The 21,994-nt window shown below is 46.7% G+C and carries 25 protein-coding genes and 1 riboswitch; of the genes, 21 read left to right on the top strand and 4 right to left on the bottom strand.

The window, feature by feature from the left end:
• The first annotated feature begins 42 nt into the window (after positions 1 to 42).
• The 4 genes from ATH33_RS13000 (at position 43) to ATH33_RS12985 (ending at position 2,796) form a co-directional block, all read left to right on the top strand.
• Positions 43 to 750 carry a response regulator transcription factor gene (locus ATH33_RS13000; RefSeq protein ID WP_121874498.1) on the top strand — a complete coding sequence of 236 codons (708 nt, stop codon included), beginning with the start codon at positions 43 to 45 and terminating at the stop codon, positions 748 to 750.
• Positions 750 to 1,835, top strand: a complete 1,086-nt coding sequence (locus tag ATH33_RS12995; protein ID WP_121874497.1) for a sensor histidine kinase — start codon at positions 750 to 752, stop codon at positions 1,833 to 1,835. The genes ATH33_RS13000 and ATH33_RS12995 overlap by 1 nt, the downstream gene beginning before the upstream one ends.
• A 170-nt stretch (positions 1,836 to 2,005) precedes the next feature.
• Entirely contained in the window at positions 2,006 to 2,236 is a 231-nt protein-coding gene (locus tag ATH33_RS12990) for a DUF5957 family protein (RefSeq protein WP_062843392.1), read from the top strand.
• A gap of 35 nt (positions 2,237 to 2,271) precedes the next feature.
• A complete protein-coding gene (locus ATH33_RS12985) occupies positions 2,272 to 2,796 on the top strand; it encodes a hypothetical protein (RefSeq protein WP_062843391.1) in 525 nt (174 codons plus the stop codon).
• 12 nt (positions 2,797 to 2,808) lie between these two features.
• Here ATH33_RS12985 and ATH33_RS12980 read toward each other — a convergent pair whose 3' ends face one another.
• A complete protein-coding gene (locus tag ATH33_RS12980) occupies positions 2,809 to 3,405 on the bottom strand; it encodes a LysE family translocator (RefSeq protein WP_062843390.1) in 597 nt (198 codons plus the stop codon).
• 185 nt (positions 3,406 to 3,590) lie between these two features.
• Positions 3,591 to 3,787: riboswitch (Lysine riboswitch) on the top strand.
• Between the two features lie 101 nt (positions 3,788 to 3,888).
• Between ATH33_RS12980 and ATH33_RS12975 the strand changes: the two genes are divergently transcribed.
• Positions 3,889 to 5,343 carry an amino acid permease gene (locus tag ATH33_RS12975; RefSeq protein ID WP_062843389.1) on the top strand — a complete coding sequence of 485 codons (1,455 nt, stop codon included), beginning with the start codon at positions 3,889 to 3,891 and terminating at the stop codon, positions 5,341 to 5,343.
• Between the two features lie 42 nt (positions 5,344 to 5,385).
• Here ATH33_RS12975 and ATH33_RS12970 read toward each other — a convergent pair whose 3' ends face one another.
• Complete coding sequence (locus tag ATH33_RS12970; RefSeq protein ID WP_062843388.1) at positions 5,386 to 5,838, bottom strand: DUF2269 family protein; 453 nt, start codon at positions 5,836 to 5,838, stop codon at positions 5,386 to 5,388.
• Positions 5,839 to 5,852: 14 nt separating this feature from the next.
• The gene (locus tag ATH33_RS12965; protein WP_062843387.1) at positions 5,853 to 6,140 is read right to left on the bottom strand and encodes an antibiotic biosynthesis monooxygenase family protein; all 288 of its coding nucleotides are present in this window, start codon (positions 6,138 to 6,140) and stop codon (positions 5,853 to 5,855) included.
• A 155-nt stretch (positions 6,141 to 6,295) separates the two neighbouring features.
• On the opposite strand from ATH33_RS12965, the gene ATH33_RS12960 reads away from it, so the two are divergent.
• From ATH33_RS12960 to sigB, 13 genes are all read left to right on the top strand, one after another.
• A complete protein-coding gene (locus tag ATH33_RS12960; protein ID WP_037997126.1) occupies positions 6,296 to 7,210 on the top strand; it encodes an ABC transporter ATP-binding protein in 915 nt (304 codons plus the stop codon).
• A 7-nt stretch (positions 7,211 to 7,217) separates the two neighbouring features.
• Positions 7,218 to 8,303 (top strand): ABC transporter permease, encoded by a 1,086-nt coding sequence (locus ATH33_RS12955; RefSeq protein WP_242062492.1) that lies wholly within the window; start codon positions 7,218 to 7,220, stop codon positions 8,301 to 8,303.
• Positions 8,304 to 8,684, top strand: a complete 381-nt coding sequence (acpS, locus tag ATH33_RS12950) for a holo-ACP synthase (protein WP_037997131.1) — start codon at positions 8,304 to 8,306, stop codon at positions 8,682 to 8,684.
• 42 nt (positions 8,685 to 8,726) lie between these two features.
• The gene (locus ATH33_RS12945; RefSeq protein WP_121874496.1) at positions 8,727 to 10,265 is read left to right on the top strand and encodes an NAD(P)H-hydrate dehydratase; all 1,539 of its coding nucleotides are present in this window, start codon (positions 8,727 to 8,729) and stop codon (positions 10,263 to 10,265) included.
• A 95-nt stretch (positions 10,266 to 10,360) separates the two neighbouring features.
• Positions 10,361 to 11,341 carry a LolA family protein gene (locus tag ATH33_RS12940; RefSeq protein ID WP_131470885.1) on the top strand — a complete coding sequence of 327 codons (981 nt, stop codon included), beginning with the start codon at positions 10,361 to 10,363 and terminating at the stop codon, positions 11,339 to 11,341.
• Between the two features lie 40 nt (positions 11,342 to 11,381).
• Positions 11,382 to 11,879 (top strand): YdbT family protein, encoded by a 498-nt coding sequence (locus tag ATH33_RS12935; RefSeq protein WP_131470884.1) that lies wholly within the window; start codon positions 11,382 to 11,384, stop codon positions 11,877 to 11,879.
• The gene (alr, locus tag ATH33_RS12930; RefSeq protein WP_232335531.1) at positions 11,872 to 13,080 is read left to right on the top strand and encodes an alanine racemase; all 1,209 of its coding nucleotides are present in this window, start codon (positions 11,872 to 11,874) and stop codon (positions 13,078 to 13,080) included. The genes ATH33_RS12935 and alr overlap by 8 nt, the downstream gene beginning before the upstream one ends.
• A 223-nt stretch (positions 13,081 to 13,303) precedes the next feature.
• Positions 13,304 to 13,555, top strand: a complete 252-nt coding sequence (locus tag ATH33_RS12925) for a CopG family ribbon-helix-helix protein (protein WP_175413226.1) — start codon at positions 13,304 to 13,306, stop codon at positions 13,553 to 13,555.
• A 5-nt stretch (positions 13,556 to 13,560) separates the two neighbouring features.
• Entirely contained in the window at positions 13,561 to 13,911 is a 351-nt protein-coding gene (locus ATH33_RS12920; RefSeq protein WP_037998060.1) for a type II toxin-antitoxin system PemK/MazF family toxin, read from the top strand.
• Between the two features lie 273 nt (positions 13,912 to 14,184).
• Positions 14,185 to 15,246 carry a PP2C family protein-serine/threonine phosphatase gene (locus ATH33_RS12915; protein WP_062843383.1) on the top strand — a complete coding sequence of 354 codons (1,062 nt, stop codon included), beginning with the start codon at positions 14,185 to 14,187 and terminating at the stop codon, positions 15,244 to 15,246.
• Positions 15,243 to 15,578 carry an STAS domain-containing protein gene (locus tag ATH33_RS12910; RefSeq protein ID WP_037998057.1) on the top strand — a complete coding sequence of 112 codons (336 nt, stop codon included), beginning with the start codon at positions 15,243 to 15,245 and terminating at the stop codon, positions 15,576 to 15,578. Before ATH33_RS12915 ends, ATH33_RS12910 begins: the two co-directional genes overlap by 4 nt.
• Positions 15,575 to 16,063, top strand: a complete 489-nt coding sequence (gene rsbW, locus ATH33_RS12905) for an anti-sigma B factor RsbW (protein ID WP_037998054.1) — start codon at positions 15,575 to 15,577, stop codon at positions 16,061 to 16,063. Before ATH33_RS12910 ends, rsbW begins: the two co-directional genes overlap by 4 nt.
• Positions 16,026 to 16,811 (top strand): RNA polymerase sigma factor SigB, encoded by a 786-nt coding sequence (sigB, locus tag ATH33_RS12900; protein WP_062843382.1) that lies wholly within the window; start codon positions 16,026 to 16,028, stop codon positions 16,809 to 16,811. Before rsbW ends, sigB begins: the two co-directional genes overlap by 38 nt.
• Positions 16,812 to 16,983: 172 nt before the next feature.
• Here the strand turns inward: sigB and ATH33_RS12895 are convergent, their stop codons facing one another.
• On the bottom strand, positions 16,984 to 18,264 hold the full coding sequence (locus ATH33_RS12895) for a Glu/Leu/Phe/Val family dehydrogenase (RefSeq protein ID WP_037998052.1): 1,281 nt from the start codon (positions 18,262 to 18,264) through the stop codon (positions 16,984 to 16,986).
• Positions 18,265 to 18,952: 688 nt separating this feature from the next.
• On the opposite strand from ATH33_RS12895, the gene ATH33_RS12890 reads away from it, so the two are divergent.
• The 3 genes from ATH33_RS12890 to ATH33_RS12880 all read left to right on the top strand — a co-directional run bounded on the left by ATH33_RS12890 (position 18,953) and on the right by ATH33_RS12880 (position 21,981).
• A complete protein-coding gene (locus tag ATH33_RS12890) occupies positions 18,953 to 19,513 on the top strand; it encodes a class I SAM-dependent methyltransferase (protein ID WP_062843381.1) in 561 nt (186 codons plus the stop codon).
• A gap of 319 nt (positions 19,514 to 19,832) precedes the next feature.
• Positions 19,833 to 20,558 carry a response regulator transcription factor gene (locus tag ATH33_RS12885; RefSeq protein ID WP_037998069.1) on the top strand — a complete coding sequence of 242 codons (726 nt, stop codon included), beginning with the start codon at positions 19,833 to 19,835 and terminating at the stop codon, positions 20,556 to 20,558.
• Positions 20,559 to 20,754: 196 nt separating this feature from the next.
• Positions 20,755 to 21,981 (top strand): HAMP domain-containing sensor histidine kinase, encoded by a 1,227-nt coding sequence (locus ATH33_RS12880; RefSeq protein ID WP_170151268.1) that lies wholly within the window; start codon positions 20,755 to 20,757, stop codon positions 21,979 to 21,981.
• Positions 21,982 to 21,994: the final 13 nt, after the last annotated feature.

Here is a 21,994-nt window from a genome sequence, read left to right as displayed (position 1 = left end):
CTTCAGGGGGTTGCTCTCATGAATGAAGAAGAAGGGGGAAAAATGATGAGGGAAACGCTGTTGATGGTGGATGATGAGATCGGCATCATCCAAATGATGAAACGGCTGCTCGAAAAAGAAGGATTCGAAGGGATCCTTGAGGCCACCTCCGGCGAAGAAGCGTTGGAGAAAATCAGGAAACACCCGGTGGATTTGATTTTGCTGGATGTGATGCTGCCGGATACAGACGGCTTCCGGCTGTGTCAGCAAATCAGGGAAATGACCGACGTCCCCATCCTTTTTTTGACGGCTCGCACGGCGGATATGGATAAGTTGACCGGTTTTTCCATGGGAGGGGACGATTATATCACGAAACCGTTTAATCCGTTGGAGGTGGTTGCCCGGATCAAAGCGATTTTGCACCGGCAAAGGCGCTTGAATTCCCGGCTTCGCGAATTTCGTACCGGTCATTTTGTATTGTACTTGGAACAGGCGAAATTGGTGGTGGACGGGAAAGAAGTGAAATGCCCGGCAAAGGAATTTGAGTTGCTGAAATTCTTGTGTGAGCATCCCAATCAAGTGTTCAGTGTGGACAGCCTTTATCAGCACGTATGGGGGGATTACCCGACGGTGGGAAAGGAAAACACCGTCATGGTGCATATCAGGCGGTTGCGGCAAAAAATTGAAAAAGACCCGAAACACCCTGAGTATTTAAAAAACATCAGGGGATTGGGATATATGCTCGCAGTTTCGGACAAGGAGAGACGGTGATGGATCTCAAACACAAAATATCCCTCCAGTTTGTGGCGGTTTTGCTCGCCATCGGAGGCGTTCTTTTGCTTTCGGGGCTGACGGTGGTTCCGGTTGTTGTCATGGGGATTCACAAACTTCTTCAGATCCCGGTGGGAACCCGTGTCCCTCTGTTGATCGGTTTGTATTTAAGTTCCTTTATCGTGATATTTATGATGATCGGGATCTTTTTGGGGCGGAAAATCAGCAAGCCGCTCTTTTTTCTGATTCAATGGATTGAGAACCTTTCGGAAGGGAATTATCAAAAGCCGGATTTTCCAGACCTGGCTGCCCGGAAGTTCGGGGTGTTTTTGGAATTGGAATCGAAACTGGACAATTTGACCGCCCGGCTTCATTCCGTCGAACAAGAGCGCAAAGCACTTGAAGAATCGAGGAGAAGCTGGGCCTCCGGCATCACCCACGATTTGAAAACCCCTTTATCTTACATCAAAGGGTATGCAGCGATGCTCCGCTCGGATCATGCTTGGGAAGAAGCAGAAGTGAAAGAGTTCAGCCGGATCATTGAGGAAAAATCGATCCATATTGAGCAGTTGATCCAAGACTTGAGCATCGTTTATCAATTGGAAGAAAGTCAAATCCCCTTGAATGAGCGCGTATTGGACTTGATTTCCTTTTTAAAACGGGTTTTGGGCGATCTTAAAAAACATCCCCTGGCAGACCGGTATGAAATTCAATTAAAATCTCCGCCCGGGGAGATCCGGTGGACGTTTGACGAACATTTGCTCAAACGGGCACTGGAAAACCTCATCATGAATGCCATCCACCACAATCCCCCGGAAACAACCATTCAGGTGACAACCGAATTGAAAGAAGACAGGCTTTTGATTGTAATTCAGGACAATGGCACGGGAATGGACCAAAAAACCATTCAACATTTGTTTGACCGTTATTACCGGGGAACCCCCACCGACCGGACCGCGCTGGGTTCCGGGCTCGGCATGGTGATTGCCAAGCAATTTATCGAGAGAATGCGGGGCATAATCCAAGTGGAAAGCAAGCGGAATGAAGGCACCCGGATCACTCTTTGGTTTCCATATAAAAATTAAGGTGCTGTTAAGGTTGCGTTTGAGTGGTGTTTATTTTGGTTTGCTAAACTGCATTTGAAGCGGTTGAGAGAAAAGCACCGCCCAGAATCAAAAGATTTTAAAGGGATCAGGCGTTTTTCATGCATCGCTTGCACCGCTTTTATGTCATAACCGGAAGGAGGGGAAAGGGGATGAGAACCATGATTGCCGCTGTCACGGGAATCTTTGGCGGATTTATCATCGGCGTTCTGTTGTCCAGCATCATTGGCATTCTCAGTTTCCAATTATTTTTCAAACCGTTTGGAATTCCGTTTCTTCCCTATCTCTGTGCGCTGGCGGGCGCGGTTGCCGTTCCCGTTATTGACCGGCGCCAATGGCAACATCGCCGTTCATCCAAGAATGGATCGGCTGAAAATAAGTGAAGTTGGAGGAATGAAGCAGAAAGGAGGAGATTTTAGTGCGTTACCGGTTAAATATGAGAAAAAAGAATTTATTGGTTTCCATTCATGTGCTGGGGGCCATGGCATGGTTTGGCGGTACGCTGGGGATGTTGATCCTGGGGATTTACATGGGAAATGCGGAAAATGGAGAACAGCTTTATTACACGCTTTCCAGTATGCACATGATTGATGGCACGCTGATCAAGTATCCGGCCATGGTGGTTCTGATCACCGGCTTGATGCTGTCGGTCTGGACCCATTGGGGGTTGACAAAGCATTACTGGGTATTGATCAAGTTGGTATCGACTTTCTTCATAATAATGCTCGGTATCCTGTTTCTGAGTGACGGGTTGTCTTTTTTGATCGCGACTGCGGAGAAGGATCATTTGGCGGCTTTGCAAAACGCCTCTTTTCATCGGACCAGCATTTCTTTGACTTTAGGCGCAATCTTCAATGTGGCGGCGATGGTCATGATGACCCTGGTCACCTATTATAAACCTTTCGGGAAGATTAAAAGAAAACCAAAACCTGAAAGCCGGTAATGACGGAAAGGATTATTGAACAAGCATTTTGAAGCCGAACCAAGCCAAAAAAATGCCGTAACCACAAAGAATGAGACCGGAAATTAGTTGGAATCCCCGGATAAAGGCCGGCTTGATATAATGCCGGCACCAACTGACCGACAAAGATAAGAGGAGGTTCCACATTCCGCAACCGATCATCAGATAAGCAAATGCCGTGATCAGAAACGACAGGGGTTGCTCATGAATGGTGCTGTACACACCGGACCAGGAGAGAAAATCCATGGGATTGATGAAACCAAGGACAAATCCCTTGGCAAGGAGATGGACAGGCCGGGGCCATGAGGAAATCGACACCTTGGTTTTCAGATTCGACGACCCCAAATAAATCAGGTAAGCGCCGCCTGCGATCGCTATGAACGACAGATACGACAAATCCATAATGCCGCTGGAAAAGCCGGAAAAAATGATGCCGACAATCAACAGATTGGAGATCACATCTCCCAAGCCGACCAGCCAGGAAGGATAAAAACCGCTTGAAATCCCTTGCCGGATCATCTCGATGTTGACCGGTCCGATTGGGGTGGACAAAGCAAATCCCAAGATAAAATAGCCCATCCACGTTTCCATGCATACGACTCCTTTATGACAACTTATCACTATATTTATGCTTGTCTTGGGAAAAAACAACAACAAAATCGATCAGCATGGACGGGATGGAAAGGGGGTTGAAGGAATTACCATTGTAAATTCATATGTTTTTATTTATACTAATAATAACTAACAAGTGCATATTCACCCTCATCGATTTCTCTCGGTGAGGTAGAGGTTGCGGCTTTTATCAGTACTTTGCACGAGAATTTGGAGTTTCATTTGATGACTGCAAGGGAAAGGAAAAGTCGCCGAAGTTTGTTCGCCCGCTCCAGGCGGACAAGCTGGGGCTGATTCCAAACAGGGTCAGCACTGTCACGTTTGTTCTTTGCCCAGACAAACGTGGTGCGCTATCTTGCGGGGGTTTGGTGTGGGTTTCATCATACCGTCCCATCCAGAAGTGACGGTTTTTTTGTTTTTTCCTGCCGGACCTCGGCTGAAGAAAGGGAGAGATACTTTTTTATGTCCAATTCAAGTGATGACCAACAATTAAAAAAAGGATTAAAGTCCAGGCATATGTCGATGATCGCCATTGGCGGATCCATCGGGACAGGGATCTTTCTCGCCAGCGGAGCGGCGATTCAGGAAGCCGGCCCGGGGGGCGCGCTGGTTGCTTATATGGCGATCGGCATGATGGTTTACTTTTTGATGACCAGCCTGGGAGAAATGGCTGCTTATATGCCGGTTTCCGGTTCTTTCAGCACGTATGCAAGCCGGTTTGTGGATCCGGCATTGGGATTTGCGATGGGATGGAATTATTGGTATAACTGGGCCATTACCATTGCAGTTGAATTGTCTGCCGGCGCGTTGATTATGAAATATTGGTTCCCGGATGTGCCGGGTGTGATTTGGAGTGCCATTTTCCTGGCATTGATGTTGGGATTGAATCTTCTTTCCGTCAAAGGGTACGGGGAGTCAGAATATTGGTTCTCTTTTATCAAAGTATCGACCGTCATCATCTTTTTGGTTATCGGATTTTTAATGATTCTCGGTATCATGGGAGGAGAACCGATCGGCTTCAAGAATTTCACCATCGGTGACGCTCCGTTTCATGGCGGATGGGTGGCCACTGTCGGCGTGTTTATGATTGCAGGTTTTTCATTCCAGGGAACGGAGTTGGTCGGGATTGCAGCGGGAGAAAGTGAAAATCCCGGCAAAAACATCCCGAAGGCGGTCCGACAGATTTTCTGGAGAATTTTGCTTTTTTATACACTGACCATCCTTGTGATCGGTTTGATTTTGCCTTACACCCACCCGAATCTGGCGGGCGGCGATGTGGATCAGGTTGCCAAAAGCCCGTTTACCATGGTTTTTGAACGTGCCGGTTTTGCCTTTGCCGCTTCGGTGATGAACGCGGTGATTCTGACGGCGGTCCTTTCCGCGGGGAATTCCGGCATGTATGCATCCACCCGGATGTTGTGGCAGTTGGCGAAAGAAGGAAAAGCGCCGAAAGTGTTCAGCAAGGTGAACCGGCGTGGAGTGCCTGTTTATGCATTGCTTTTAACGGCACTGGTCGGGGCGTTTGCGTTTTTGGCTTCGCTGGTCGGTGACGGAACCATTTACATCTGGTTGCTCAATGCTTCGGGGCTGTCCGGATTTTTGGCTTGGCTCGGCATTGCGGTCAGCCATTATCGGTTCCGACGCGCTTTTGTTGCCCAGGGAAAAAGCCTGGATGTCCTTCCTTACCGGGCCAGATTGTTCCCGTTTGGGCCGTTGTTTGCCTTCTTCCTGTGTTTGGTGGTGATCCTGGGACAAGATTATCAGGCTTTCACAGGAGAAGCCGTCGACTGGTACCGGCTCGTGGTCTCCTATATCGGTCTGCCGATCTTTATTTGCCTGTGGCTCGGTTACAAATGGAAAAATAAAACAAAAGTGGTTCCGCTTGAATCTTGTCAACTGGAACCGGATCAGGAGTAAGAAAAAACCTGCTGACTTTGGTCAGCAGGTTTTTTGGGGTCATCAGAGTTTGACCGATGCAAAGAATATTAAAACCGCCATGCACAAAACCGAAATATTCAGCAGCATGATATAGCGTTTGACGGTTCCGATCACTTGTTCTTTTTCGATGCCGTCGGATTGGACTTTTGCCAACGCCTTGCGGCCGTACAAGACAACGACGAGAATGAACGCAAGGATAAACAAACCTCCAAAACGTTCTTTCACCAACAGCCACAGCGGCTTGTCCACGGCGAATTGCAGCGTCATGTAGATCCCCGTCAGGAGAACAATGACAGAGATGGGGACAAACATGGTCAGATTCCAGCGTTGGGCTCGATTCAACGCATGATCCATCCGTCCCGTCTCGCCGGTGCGGATGGCATCCCTTAAAAGCATGGCCATCAGTGAGGCTCCGCCAAACCAAGTAGCAATAAAGGCGATATGCAAAAACTTGATGATACCGTAGGCAGTCACTGGATAAACCCCTTTCATTCCACGATGATATGATAAGCGGACAGTTCCTGCCGTTCGACATCCCCTTTGCGCCCACCGTGTGCTCTTTCGAAATGTTCGCTTTGGATCCAATTTATAAAATCCTCTTTGGAAGCAAAGACGGTTTCGGCAACGACATGCGATTCATCTTCAGACAGAAGCAGACGGAAAGAGACAAAACCCGGTACTTGTTTCATGGATTCAGGAGCCCGGCTGAAACCTTCCTTCAAGTGCTTCAAATGCTCTTCGGATTGGATCTTGATATGATTGTTGACCAGATACATGTAGGTCCTCCTTCCCGGGACAAAATTAGTCATTCATTTATAGTATATACCATTCTCCTCCCCATAATCAAAAAGATTTAAGAGAACAGAACCCATTTTTAAGAGAGACGGGAAAGTGTATACTGAAATAAAAAATGAAACAGAAGTGATGGGAATTGATCAAGGTTAAAAATTTAACGAAAAAATACGGGGATCAGGTGGTTGTCAACGGCATTTCTTTTACAGTGAAAGAACATCACATTTTTGGATTGCTGGGCCCCAATGGTGCCGGAAAGACAACGACCATGGAAATGATGGAAGGATTAAGGAATTCCGATGATGGAAGCATTGAAATTGCCGGGGTGGATGCGGTCAGAGACCGGGATCGGTTGAAGCAAATCATCGGTGTGCAACTGCAGTCCACCGCATTGTTTGAGCATTTGACCGTCCGGGAAAGTCTGGAGCTTTATGCCGGTTTTTACCCGAAAGCCCGTCCGGTTCTGGAACTTCTACAATCATTTGATCTTCAAGAAAAGGAAAAAACACAGGTGAAACATCTGTCCGGAGGGCAACGGCAAAAACTGGCGATTGCGATCGCGGTGGTGCATGATCCCAAAGTGATTTTTTTGGATGAACCCACGACGGGACTGGATCCCCAGGCAAGACGGCGTTTGTGGGATCTTATTTTTCAGCTTCGCGATGAAGGAAGAACCATTGTTTTATCAACCCATTACATGGAAGAAGCGGAAGTCCTGTGTGACCAAGTGGCGATCATGAGTCAAGGCCGGATGCTGGAGGTGGATTCTCCTGCCGGTTTGATTCGCGGCTTGGCTTCCCAAAGCCGGATCGAATTTGTGCTGCCGGACTCCGGTTTGGATCAAGAATTGTCTGAACTGCCGGGGGTGATGAAAGTCAGCCGGGAAGAAAATGAAGTCGTGTCCATCCACACCAATGATTTATCCCAAACCCTGCAAGAGCTGGTTCCATGGGCAAACCGCCATTTGATTCCGTTAACCGGGCTTCGCACAAGAAGCGCAACGCTGGAGGATGTGTTTCTCCATAAAACGGGAGAGAGGTTGAGAGGGAAATGAAAGCATATTGGCAGTTGGTGAGGGCGCAGCTTCTTTTGTTTTTCCGCAACAAAAACACAGTGATCTGGTCCTTTTTTTGCCGGTTTTGATGATGCTTGGCCTGGGATTGTTTTTAGGGGACGGGAGTTCCCAAATTTCTTTGAAAGCCGGAGTGGTGGATCTGGATCAATCGTCTCTGTCCGAAGAATGGAAGCAAAATTTTTTCCGGCAGGAAACCGTCAAACCGGCATCCGGGTCCGAGGCGGAACTGATGAAGAAGTTGAAATCCGGGGATGTTGATTTTGTGGTGAAGATTGAAAAAGGATTTGAAAAAGCTTATCAAACCAAACAAAGCGCGAAAAAAGTGTTGATCTACATGGATCCGGTGAACAAAACCCAAGCGGACATGGCCCGGCTGCTTGTGGATCAGACAGTGGATGCCATGAATAAAGAAAAAACCCGCTTTCAACCTGTAATTTTGACGGAAGTGGTATCCATTCAAAGCAGGACGCTGTCGTATATCGATTTTTTGGTGCCGGGCATCTTGTCTTTAATGATGATGAGCAACAATTTAAACGGTGTCGCCGCCACGATCGCGTCTTGGCGGGAGCGCGGGATTTTGCGCCGGATGCAGGGGACGCCGCTGAAAAGTTCCACTTTTATTGCAGGGCAAATGACGGCCCGGATTTTGTTGAATGCCATCCAGGTGATCGTGGTCTTGCTGGTGGCCTTCTTTCTGTTTGATGTTCATGTGTACGGATCCTGGGGCACTTTGATTTTATTGATTTTTCTCGGGACCCTGACATTTATGTCGATGGGTTTTATTGTGGCCGGTTTGTCCAAAACCCCGGAAAGTGCAGCCCCCATTGCCGGATTGATCTCGTTTCCGATGATTTTTGTGGGAGGCATCTTTTTTCCGGTCCGGGATTTGCCGGGGATTCTCCAGTCGGTGGTTCAGGTGATTCCAATCGTGCATTTGACGGATGCTTTGCGCAGTGTGATGAATGACGGCTTGGCACTCGGTCAGTTGATGGTTCCCGTCTCCATCCTGATTGCCTGGGCGGCAGGATCGTTTGCTATCGCGGCATGGACTTTTCAATGGGATGTGAAATGAATGATTGCCGGAATCGGAACGGACTTGATTGAACTGAACAGAGTGGAAAAAGTGATTTCCCGGTTGACAAAGCGGATTCTGACGCCAAACGAACAGGCCGCTTTGCCCGAAGCCCCCGGGCGCCGCTTGGAATTTGTCGCCGGAAGGTTTGCGGCCAAGGAGGCCGTATCCAAAGCGATGGGGTCCGGCATTGGCAAAATGTGTTCGTTTCAGGATATCGAAGTTTTAAACAATGAGCAGGGAAAACCGGTGGTGACCGTTTCTCCCCGGGTGCTTCAGGCATTGTACGGAACCGGTGCGGTTTCCATCCATCTGTCCATTTCTCACAGCGAACACTACGCCATGGCGATGGCGGTGATTGAAATCGATCATAACTCATAAATGGTGGACATACATATATAACGCGGTTAGGAGGGACAAACGTTGTATTTGGTCACGGCAGAAGAAATGCGGAGGATTGAGGAACGGCTCATGGATGAAACCGGCCTTCCCGGAACGGTGTTGATGGAAAATGCCGGGAGATCGGTCGCGGATGAAATTACAAAACGGTTTCCCAAACCGCAAAAAGCGGTGATCCTGGCGGGAAAAGGGAATAACGGGGGAGACGGTTGGGTGATCGCCCGTTATCTCTTGTACCGAAATTGGGATGTGGCTTGCTGGCTTGTCGGAGATCCGGATCAACTCACCCCGGATGCAAAGGTTTTCTATCACGTGCTGCAATCGTTTAACCCCATTCAAACGTATCATTCCGGGAAACGGGATGCATTGAAATCAGAGCTCAGCCAGGCCGATGTGATTGTGGATGCCCTTTTGGGGACAGGAGTGAACGGAAGTTTGCGTCCGCCTGTAAAAGAAGTGGTGGAACAAATCAATGCTTCCGGGAAATGGGTGGTTTCCGTCGATTTGCCGACAGGACTTCATACAGATGGAGCAAGCATTGATTCAGAAAAAGTAAAAGCAGACTTGACTGTCACGTTCCAATATCCCAAATGGGGGCATTTTTCACGGCAAGGAAAAGAATTGAGCGGCGAATTGGTCATCAAAGAGATCGGATTGCCTCCGGTATTAAAGCCGGAGTTGAAACCAAAGGGAAGGTTGAATGATCCGGTATGGTGGAAAAAAAGCTGGTCTCCCCGCGATCCTTGGTCACACAAAGGAAGCCACGGCCACTTGCTCCTGATCGGCGGAAGCAAAGGGATGCTCGGCGCCATATGCATGGCAGGCGAAGCGGCTTACCGGATGGGAGCGGGTTATGTGACCCTCGCCGTTCCGGAGTCGGAAAGACACGCACTGGCTGCCAAAGTCACGCAGCCGTTGATTTGGCCGTGGCCGGGAGAAGGCACCTTTCATCCCAACAGTGCTGACAGGTTCCAAGAAAAAGCCGGTCAAATTTCTGCAATGGCCATCGGTCCGGGGCTTGGAAGGTTTGAGGGGGAAGACAAATGGTTGCGGGACGTCCTTTCTTCCATGCAAGGACCGCTGGTGCTGGATGCGGATGCATTGAATATTTTGGCGGCTTATCCGGATTTGCTCGGAGATCTCCGGCACAGAAAGGCGCCGGCGATTATCACGCCTCATCCTGGAGAAATGGCCCGCCTGACCTCCCTGTCGGTAAAGGAAGTGGAGGCCGGCCGGGTGGATGTGGCCCGTTCATTTGCCAAGCATACCGGAATGATTGTTGTTTTAAAAGGAAGGTTTACATTGATTGCCCATCCTGACGGCACGGTGTTTCTGAATCCGACAGGAAGTCCTGCACTGGCCAAAGCCGGTTCCGGCGACGTGTTGACCGGGATGATCGGTTCCCTTCTGGCACAAAAGGTTTCGCCGCTGGAAGCGGCGGCCATGGCCGTTTACCTGCATGGAAAAGCCGCCGGGTTGAGCGGAACCCATCCGCACAGTATGGTGTATACTGATTTGCTGGACGGGATTCAACGCGCGGTCCGCCAGGAATTTGTCGAGTGATGTCCCTCGCTAGCCGACACATTTCCCGGGAAATTGACGAAAGGGATGGTTCTATGTGTCGGAAGAAACCATTTTTCTGTTTTTGGATCTGCCTCATGCTATTGGCAGTGGCCGGATGTGGTGTCAAAAATGAACAAGATGTGGTCAGTGAACTGGCACAGCGGACGGAAAAAATGGAGTCATACATCAGCCACGGGAAAATGACGATTTTAACCAGCTCCGAGCCACAAGTCTATGACATTGAAGTCTGGTATAAGAAACCTTCTTTTTATCGGGTTTCCATTAAAAATGTAAAGAAAAACATCACTCAAATTATTTTGCGGAATGATGAAGGGGTCTTTGTGTTGACTCCCCATCTGAAAAAAAGCTTTCGTTTTCAAAGCGACTGGCCGCAAACGAACGGGCAGATTTATTTATACCAATCCATCATCCAAAGCATTATTGACGATGAAGAACGTATGTTTCAGGCAGAGAAAAAAGCATATCAATTGGAAGTATCCGCAAAATATCCGTTTAATCAGGAAGCCGCCAAACAAAAAATCTGGTTGGATTCCAAACTGTTGCCGACCCGTCTGGAAGTTCTGAGTGAACAAAACCAAAAGCTGATGCAAGTGCAATTTGACCGTTTCCGATTGGATGCGACCTTTGACGACGATGCTTTTGATACGGAGCGGAACATGAAGGATCTCCCGTCAATGGAAAAACAAGTCGTCGCTCCCGCGAAACCGGATAATAACGAATTGGCGTCCGTGTTGCCCGGCTATATTCCGGAAAAGAGCCATCTGGTGAGTGAACAAACGATCCAAACCCCGGAGGGACCGGTTCAAATCATGCGTTTTCAAGGGGAAAAAAATTTTACTTTGACCCAACGGAAGCCGCAAACCGTCGCCACCAGCCTGCCGCTGATGGGAAAACCTGTTGAATTAAAAAGCGCCATCGGAGTCTTGTTGGAGTCCGGGGAGATGAAACGGCTGGCATGGACTTATCAAGGGGTGGAATTTGAAATGATTGGAAAGCTGGCGGAGGAGGAAATGGTGAAAATCGCCAATTCCACCTTTGATCAGCTGGTCAAATAATGATTCCTGCTGAAACGGCGGGTTTCTGAGAGAAGCCCGCATGCATTCATTTTTCTTTCAAGAAGAAAAGAAAGCTGGTATAATACTTTCTAGCGTTTGCGGTAAAGGGATGAAGCAAATCATGAACCGACAGATTGTAAAAGAGCACACTTCGTACTGGACCCTTCTTTATCGGAAAAAGCGCTGGATGCGGATGATGGAGTCGTTTGCTTTTGTTTTGGGGCTTCTCGTCATCCTCATGTTTTTTCCCTTTCGCAGTCAGCCTTTCATATTTTCGGTCATTGGACTTGCCATGGTCGTTTTCTTTGGTTTTCCCTGTCTTTACCGATGTTGGTTGCGCCCGCACTACACGCTTTATCCTGACCGTTTGGAAATTCGGATGAGATCCCGCACCGAAACGATTCCTTTGCAGGAGATGACAAAAGATTTTGATTTACCGTATGGATATGTAATTCGTGGCAAAAGGGAATACTTACTGGTAAGCAATCATTTTTTAGAAAAGTTAAACGGTCAATTGGAAGTGATAAAATATGGCTGAATTGAATTGGGCAGATTATATGGGCAGGGATACAGTCGTTGAAGTGGATTTGGATGCGCTTACACACAACATTTATGAATTTCGCAGGCATTTGGAGAAACAAGTCAAAATGATGGTTGTCGTGAAAGCGGACGCTTACGGGCATGGAGCGGTGGAAGTATCCAAAACTGCTTTGTCGGCAGGGGCTTCTTATTTGGCGGTAGCCTTTGTGGATGAAGCGGTTGAACTGAGGAATGCAGGGATCACCGCCCCCATTTTGATTTTGGGTTATACGCCGCCGCATGCGTATCAAACGGCGGTTGATTACGACTTGACCTGCACGGTTTATTTGCCGGAGCATTTGCGGAAGATGGAAGAGGCCGCGATCAAAGCGGGCAAACCCTTGCGTGTTCATGTCAAAGTGGACACCGGCATGGGAAGATTGGGACTGGCTCCGGAAGAAGTGTTGTCTTTTGCACGGAAACTGGAACAGTCGCCACACATTGAATGGGAAGGAATCTTTACCCATTATGCGACGGCTGACGAGGCCGACAAGGATTACGCTCTGAGCCAGGAGCAAAAGTTTCGGAAAGTGATTGAAATCTTGTCCGAAAATCATCTCCGGCCGCCGCTGGTGCATATCGCCAACAGCGCAGGGGCCATTGATCTCAATGAATACGCATACGACATGGTGCGGTTGGGAGTCAGTGTGTACGGTTTTTACCCTTCGGCGGAAGTGAACCGCAAATCGGTTTCGCTAAAACCGGTTTTGACTCTAAAAACCAAAGTTTCTTCCGTCAAGAAACCGCCCGCCGGCACCGGAATCAGTTACGGAAAAACGTATGTCGTCAACGGGGAAGAGTGGATTGCCGCGATTCCGGTTGGGTATGCCGACGGGATCAACCGCCACTTGTCCAATCGCGGGCATGCACTGATTCACGGGCAAAAGGTGCCGATTGTGGGCCGCATCTGCATGGACCAATTGATGTTGAATGTGACCGGGGTGATGCCTGTTGAAGTCGGACAGGAAGTGGTGCTGTACGGAAGACAACAGCAAAATGTCATTTCGGTGGATGAAGTGGCCGATATGCTTGGAACCATTCATTATGAAGTCACCTGTATGTTGAGCCACCGTATTCCGAGGGTTTACTTGCGTGACGGGAAAGTGACGGGAATCGTCAACCGGTTGCGGGAGCCGGTGCGGATGCAGTGTCTTACTTGACAGCATGGACAACTGTTAATATTTTATGTATAAACATGTTGAGTGAAGGAATTTTATATACTTGAGCGAATAGATTAAACTAGGTTTTTGCTTTTATGTTGGTTTATTGATGAATGATAAGTATATTTTTGCAACATCTTCATCATAATGGTAGTATTGATAGGGGAATTTAAACGGTGATGATTGGTTGGGGGTGCTTCATTTGTCCGGTACAAAAAGAATCATGATCAGCCTGCCAACAAAATTGCTTCAAGAAGTGGATGGCGTTGTGGCGAGGGAAAATTCCAATCGGAGTGAGTTTATCCGCCAAGCGATGAGAATGTATCTCCAAGAGCGGAAAAAGCGTCTGATTCGTGAAATGATGCAACGCGGCTACATGGAGATGGCACGCATCAATCTCAACATCGCTTCGGAAGCATTTGAGGCAGAAGAAGAGGCTGAAGATACTTTGGATCGATTGGTTAGTGGGGTGTAATTGATTTGATTGTGAAACGTGGCGATGTTTATTTTGCTGATCTATCCCCTGTGGTCGGATCCGAACAAGGTGGGGTTCGGCCTGTTTTGGTGATTCAAAATGATATTGGCAATCGGTTCAGCCCCACCGTGATCGTCGCCGCGATTACAGCTCAAATTCAAAAGGCCAAATTACCTACGCATGTGGAAATCGATGCCAAAGCATACGGGTTTGATCGTGACTCGGTCATATTGTTGGAACAAATCCGAACGATCGATAAGCAAAGGCTGACGGATAAAATCACTCATCTGGATGATGAAATGATGAATCGTGTCAATGAAGCGTTAATGATCAGTTTGGGTATGATTAACTTCTAGCAAAGAATGGATGGAGCCGTCCATTCTTTTTTTGTGCGAAAATCGGGGAAGGCCCCGGTTTTTTTCTTTGCGGGATGGTGTTTGCCGGGTTTTTTTCGCATGGTTGATCTCATCCGTTTTGCAATCCTTGGATTCAGCCAACAAAAGAAAAGGGTGGTATAATAGAATCGTTCAGCAAGTCGTGTGCATATTTTATTTCTTTTATATCTGTGTTATTTTATTTCCAAAATGGATTGTTCTGTTTAATATTGAAGGCGGATCAAGGAGACCAATATGGACATTCATTTAAAAAAGTTATATCAGAAGCTTTTGGCTTCATATATTACTTCAAAAAAAGAAGATCATTTGTATAGTGTGCAGCAGCTGAGTAAATGGTTTTTGGAAAAGCGGATTCCTCCGGACGAAGTGGTAAACATGCATGTCAATGCCATGAAAGAGCAATATCCCGATATGTCGGATGATCTGAAAGCCTCGTTTGATCTGTTGATTGAGATCATGATCGGTTACGGCATTTCTTATCGTGAAAAAGAGAAACTGGTCAATCGGCACCGGGAATTGGAAAATGAGATCGAAGTGGCGGTCGGAATGCAACAAACTTTGTTGCCGGACGGGCCTCCGAAGTTGGGAGGCGTCGATATTGGCGTGGTGAGTGTGGCCGCCAAACAGATGAGCGGCGATTACTATAACTTCGTTGATCATGGTTCGGGATCGCTGGGCATCGCTATTGCCGATATTATCGGAAAAGGGATTCCCGCGGCTCTTTGTATGTCGATGATTAAATATGCGATGGACCGGCTGGATGATCAACCGTCCGCTCCTTTATCGCCGTCCCAGGTTTTGCGCGATTTAAACACCGTGGTGGAGCGCAATGTGGATCCGAGTATGTTTATCACCATGGTTTACGGGGTATATGATTCGTTGAACCATCATTTTCGGTATGCTACCGCCGGGCATGAACCCGGGCTCTATTATTGCCATGAAACCGGCGAGTTTGTTGATCTGGAGACCAAGGGGCTTGTGCTTGGCGTATCCAGGGAAGTCAGGTATCCGGAATATAAAATCCGGTTATCACCTCAAGATGCGATTATATTATTTTCCGACGGGGTAACGGAGTGTAAAGTGGATGGCCGATTTATTGATCGGGATATGTTGAAAGAGATTATCCGCACGCATATTCATCTCCCGGCGCAAGAATCTGTTGAAACCATTCACCAAGCACTTTATGATATGTGTGGTTATAAAATTCGAGATGATCAAACGATTGTTATTTTAAAACGTGACGCAGATGAAATGGATACGGGGGACCCAGAGCAGAAGGAGGTCGTGGGTGAATGAATCTGGTTGTGCACGAAAAAAAGGAGAAAGAGAATCAGATCACAGTCATGGTGGAAGGGGAAGTTGACGTATATACTGCTCCCAAGTTAAGGGAAAAGTTACTGCCTCTTTGTGACGGAAAAAAACGGATCACGGTCAATTTGTCACAAGTGGATTATATCGACAGCACCGGGCTCGGCGTTTTAATCGGGGCATACAAAGCACAAAGGCAAACGGCAGGAAAACTGATCATATCCGGTATGAATCCCCGGTTGTCCCGTCTTTTTAAAATCACAGGTTTGTATGAGATTATGGAAATTGAAGATCAAGCGCAGGAGGATGGCCGCAAATGAGTGATAAACCCTTGGATTTGGTTAATTTGATGATTCCCGCCAAACCGGATTATGTTGGGATTGCAAGATTGACTGTATCTGGAATTGCCAATCGCATGGGGTTTTCTTATGATGACATCGAGGATCTGAAATTGGCAGTTTCCGAAGCTTGCACCAATGCTGTCGATCATGCTTATTGCGGCGGTGAAGGCGAAATTGAGGTGACTTGCAATATTTTCCCCAACCGCATTCAGATTGAAGTGATCGACCGCGGAAACAGTTTTGATCTGGATGAAGTGCAAAAGAGAACCGGCCCGATTAAAATGAGCGGTTCCATGAACGGGATCCGTGAACGCGGGTTGGGGTTGTACTTGATTAAATCCTTGATGGATCACGTCGATATCAAAGGTGATAACGGAGTCATTGTGAGAATGACCAAGTATATCCGAAAGGACGTGGTGGAAAATCATGTCGAAACGTCCACATCCTTCCCCACTAACCGATGACCAAATACTGGATTTGATCAGCCGCTTTCAGAAAAATGAGGATTCAAAAGCACAGGAAACCTTGATCCATCATTATCGCGATCTGGTCGAAACCATTGCGCATAAATTTGCATACGGCAATGAACCGTATGAAGATTTGGTGCAAGTGGGAATGATCGGATTGATTGCATCGCTGAAACGATTTGATTTGTCCATGGGGCGGAACTTTGAAAGTTTTGCCGTCCCTACCATTGTAGGCGAAATCAAACGGCATATGCGGGATAAAACCTGGAGCGTTCACGTTCCCAGGCGGATTAAGGAGCTGGGGCCCCGGATCAAAAAGGCGGTGGAAGACTTGACGGCTCAATTGCAGCGTTCGCCTCGTGTGAATGAGATCGCGGAGTATTTGGGAGTCAGTGATGAGGAAGTCTTGGAAACGATGGAGATGGGACGAAGTTATCATGCGGTTTCTGTGGATAACCCCATCGAGGCAAGCAATGACGGAAGTCAGGTGACCCTGCTGGATCTGGTGGGAACAGAGGATAAAGAATTCGAACAAATTGACCGGAAATTGTTATTGGAGAAAATTTTTTCAGCTTTAAGTGAAAGGGAACAAGAGATATTAAAATTAACCTTTTTTGAAAACCTCAGCCAAAAACAGGCAGGGGACCGGTTGGGAATTTCCCAGATGCATGTATCCCGTTTGCAGCGCCGGGCCTTGCAAAAATTGAGGCAGGCAATCCGGATGGAGCCTTCCGAAGTGATATGAAGTGTACCTTGTTGAGGTATGCTTTTTTATTTTGGGAAAAAAATGCTCCTCCAGGTTCCGGGTTCGATCAGAGGAGCCTGGAGGAGCCGTGCTTTTCAGAAACAGACAGAGGGATGAAGCGTGAGGAATGACCGGTTCCCGCTTTCAAAAGAGGGAAGGAGAGAACGCTTGATCAGATCCAGCCTCTGGCTTCAATGGCTTCCGTAATCCGTTTGATGGCCACCATATATGCTGCCGTGCGCAGATCCGTGTTTTCTTTTTGGGCAAGATCGTAGACCTCATTGTAAGAACGCACGATTTTTTCTTTCAGTTTGCTGTTGACTTCTTCTTCGGTCCAATAATAATGCATCAGGTTTTGCACCCATTCGAAATAAGAGACAATGACTCCTCCGGCATTGGCCAGAATGTCGGGGATCAAATGCACTCCTTTTTTGAATAAAACTTCGTCAGCTTTGGGGGTTGTCGGTCCGTTGGCTGCTTCGGCGACAACCTTGGCTTGGATGCGATCAGCGTTTTTGCGGGTAATCACATTTTCCAGTGCGGCCGGAACGAGAATGTCCACATCCAATTCCAAGATTTCTTCCGGATTTTCGAGGATCTGTGCATCGGGGAGATCGGTGATTTTGCTGTTTTTGTCATCCTTCAATTTTTTGACTTCTTGAAGGTTTAAACCGTCTTTTTGGTAAATGGCGCCCGAGGTGTCACTGACGGCAACAATTTTGCAACCTTTTTCGGCCAACAAATCGGCAACGATGCGGCCGGCATTTCCGAATCCTTGCACCGCCACAGTGGCGCCTTGGAGGGGGTTGTTTAACTTTTCCATTGCCTGCTCAATGGCAAAGGCACAACCTCTTGCCGTTGCTTCATTGCGTCCTTTGGATCCGCCCAGGCTGAGGGGTTTTCCGGTGATGACTCCGGGGCTGAATTTTCCTTTCATCCGGCTGTAAGTATCCATCATCCAACCCATGGTTTGGGCATTGGTATAGACATCGGGAGCAGGAATGTCTTTTTCCGGCCCGACGATATCGGCAATGGCTTCAATGAAGCCGCGGCTGACACGCTCAATCTCACCTTTGCTCAACTTGCGCGGATCGCAGATGACGCCTCCTTTTCCGCCGCCATAAGGAACATCGGTCACCGCACATTTGAAACTCATCCACATGGACAAAGCTTTGACTTCATCCATCGTGACATCGGGATGAAAGCGGATGCCCCCTTTGGTCGGCCCCATGGCATCGGTGTGCTGGGAGCGGAATCCTTCAAAGACACGGATGGAACCATCATCCATTTTGACGGGGAAGGAGACACTCAAAACGCGTTTCGGCTTTTTAAGAATATTAAGAATATCCTCGGAAACCCCCAGCTTCTTGCCAGCTTGATCAATCTGAATCTGAACAATTTCATACGGATTCAAAGACTCAAGTTTGTCAGACGTAACGGTGGATACTGGCAATGTTGAATCATCCTTTCATTAGTAAAATTGTTCACAAAAAACTTTTAGATAATAAATTTTTTGATTAATAGAATTAATAACATTCTATTAATCAAAATGAATAAATATTTATATAAAATAGTTTACCAAACATCCATGGGTTTCTTCCACACTTAATTTCTAATTGTATAATTTTTCTTTTTCAAGCAAAGGATTGCACGAGAGAACCCGTTTATTAATGTTTTCCAAAACCAGAAGTTATAAGCATCACAGCGTTTACCACATATTTCCTTTGTTTTGGTCTTTAAAAAAAGCAGTTTTATGAAAGAGCCGGTTCGAATGAAAAATGAATTTCAGTCCGTATGATTTTTTAATTGATTTGTATTTTTATGAGTTTTGTTTTGGAATGATAAATTTTATTTATGAATGCGCTATCATTGGTATGTGCTGAGTTGAACAATCTCCTGTTTCAAAAGGGGACTTGCCTGTTCATAATGGCTTCTCCCTTTTTAACATTGTCCGGCATAAAGGAACGAAGGCGTTTCATCTTCGTTTTTTAAGAATATTAAGATGATTGGTTGGGACAAGCTGACGAAGAAGGGGCTTTGCGCAAGAAAATGTTTCTTAAGGAAATGATAAGAAAAAAGCTTTATTTATTTTAAGAATCATGATTTATCTTGTATTCAAATTCACAAAAAGGGGATGCGAAATGATGCAATCGCTCATGCAAAGAATCCTTTTTTTCTCGAAATTCATGTCTTCGCCAAGAACCATCGGCAGTATCACCCCGAGTTCCAAGTATCTTGTCAATTCCTTGTTGAAACCGGTAAATTGGGACCAAACCAAAACGGTATTGGAATTGGGAGCGGGAACCGGAGTTGTGACCCGGGAAATTGCAAACCGGGTGAATCATTCCTGCCGGGTGATCACTTTTGAACTGGATCCTGAACTCCGCCGGTATTTAAAAAATCAATTTCCAAGGTTTGTTCACTGTTGTGATGCAAGAAATCTGAAACAGGAATTACGCCTGCAGGGAATGAATGAGGCGGATTGTGTGGTTTCTTCGTTGCCTTTTGCCAATTTTTCCAAACAAGATTGCTTGAAGATATTGGATGAAATACAGAAAGTATTGTCTTGTAACGGGGTGTTTGTGGCTTATCAATATTCTTTGCACATGTTGCCAATGCTCAGAAGTTGTTTCGGAAAAGTGGAAGTGCGGTTTGTACCCGCGAATTTGCCCCCTGGTTTTGTTTATGTATGTTCAAAATAAGGAGGAGGATTTATTGGATCCAAGAGAAGTGATTTATTGGGGGGTGGGTGTTGAATAAGATCATGCTGCTCTGTTTTTTTCTGTTATGGCCGGGGAGCGTGTTTTTTCGGATTGTCACCGGGTCACAGGGGAGAATTTGGGGGCCGTTGGAAAAAGGATCTGACAGAATGCGGGGAACGGTTTTCCTCGACAGATGATGCCCTGTTTGAGGGGGTGTTCATGGAAAGTTTCATCTCTTCCTGCAAGCGCTGTGCTGTTTTTTTGGCACTTGACACTTGGATGGTTCAAACTCAAAGAAAAAGGCGGTTGGAAAAACACGATGAGAAATGATCAACCGGTGATTCTGCTCGTCGATGATGATCAAGAAATCCGACAGTTCATGCAACTTTATTTACACAACGAAGGATATCGCATTTTACAGGCGACCAATGGAAAGGAAGCATTGCAGTTGGCCGATTCCCATGCCATTGACTTAATGGTGTTGGACTTGATGATGCCGGAAATGGACGGGTTGGAAGCCTGTATCCGCATACGGGAAAAATACTGGATGCCGATTATCATGCTGACTGCGAAAACGAATGACTTGGATAAAATTCAGGGGTTGAGTATCGGGGCCGACGATTATGTGACCAAACCTTTCAATCCATTGGAGCTGGTGGCCCGGATCAAAGCTCATTTGCGAAGGTATCTTCATTTTGATACGAAAAGTTTCCGTCAAGATGATGTGATTACGGTTCAGCATCTGACCATCCATCTGCTTTCAAGACAAGTTTTTGCCAATGAAAAAGAAGTCCGGCTCACCCCCAGAGAATTTGATATCTTGGTTTTGCTGGCCCGCCATCCCGGAGTGGTTTTTACCGCTGAACAAATTTATGAAAGGGTATGGAATGAACCGATGTTGACATCCAATAACACCATTATGGTTCATATTCGAAAGATTCGGGAAAAGGTTGAACTGGATCCCAAACGGCCAATGGTGATTCAAACAGTATGGGGGGTTGGTTATAAAGTTCAGTCATCACCGGCCCGGGATTCCCGTGGTTAAAAAGTGGATCCCTCAAGCTTTTCTATATTTGTACCAAAGGATTGCGGGCAGTTTCAGGATCCAAATGGTCGGGATGGTCCTGATAAGCGCGGTTTGTGCATGGCTTTCATTTGGATTCACAAAATATATTTTTTATACGACTGAACCCTATTATACTTATCCGTCTAACTTTGGATTACAACAAAGAATCAAAGGTTTGGCTCCCGTCATTCAACAAATGCAACCGGATGAAATCAATCATTCCTTAAACCGGCAAATGAAAAAAACAGGCATGAAGCTGATGATTGTAAGCAAGGAAGGGGATGTTCTTTATCATTCGGGAAATGTTTCGGAAACCAAAGTGGATCTTTATCAAATACAGATGAAGATGGCCCGACAAGAAGAAGCCGTCCGTCATGACTCGGGATCAAGAGAAATTGTTGCATTGTACCCTTTTTCGTTAAAGAATAAGGATGTTTATTTTATTGCCGGCAAGAAGGATCGTCCGGTCACCGGGGCTTATCAAAGAGTTAATTCTGTCCTGACGTCGCTTACCGCTGTTCTTATCTTCATCATGGTTTATTTCCTTCTGACAAATAAGAAATTAAAGCAGATAAAAATGGTTGTTCAAGGAATGAATGAGATTGCAGCAGGGAACTTCAGCTGTCGTTTGCAAGAGACGGGACGGGATGAAATTGCCTCGATGGCGGTTCATGTGAACCGGATGGCGGAACAATTGGAAAAAAACCGGGAGCAAGAACAAAAAGCGGAGCGGGAACGCACCGGACTCATCACCGGCATTTCCCATGACCTTCGGACTCCTCTGACTTCTGTCATCGGCTATTTGAGATTCGTGCAGGACCATTCAGACATGAAAAAAGAAGAATTGGTTTCATCTGTTAAGATCGCCCTTTCAAAAGCTGAAAAGATGAAACAAATGATCGATGACTTGTTTGATTATGCCAGGTTGACGCATGATCAAATCCAAATCCAAAAAGAAACCATATCCTTAAATACTTTGTTGGAACAGTTATTGGAAGAATCATTCATGTTGAGGGAGCAGAATGACTTGGAAATAAAAAAGATGTTATGCAACGGGGAACTGCGAGTCAAAGGAGATCCGCTTTTGATGGTGCGGTTGTTTGACAATCTCATTCAAAATGCCGTTCGCTATGCAAAGAGGCCGGGGTTTTTGGAAATCATGACACATCAACAAGAAAAGAAAGCGGTGATCGAAATCGGGAATCCGGCTGAACCGGTCGATCCGGACACGTTTCAACAACTGTTCGGGATGTTTGTCACGGGGGATCCCTCCAGGTCCAAAGGCGGATCGGGATTGGGGTTGGCAATCGTGAAGCGGATTGTGGAAATGCATCAAGGAACGATTCAAGCCTGTCAAAGGGAGGGGATGATCCGGTTTCATATTCGTCTTCCTGCAGAGTAAATATCGTTTGTTT

It is taken from the genome of Thermoactinomyces vulgaris (genome assembly GCF_003688725.1).
Lineage (GTDB): Bacteria > Bacillota > Bacilli > Thermoactinomycetales > Thermoactinomycetaceae > Thermoactinomyces > Thermoactinomyces vulgaris.
This window is presented reverse-complemented; position numbering and strand designations above follow the sequence as displayed.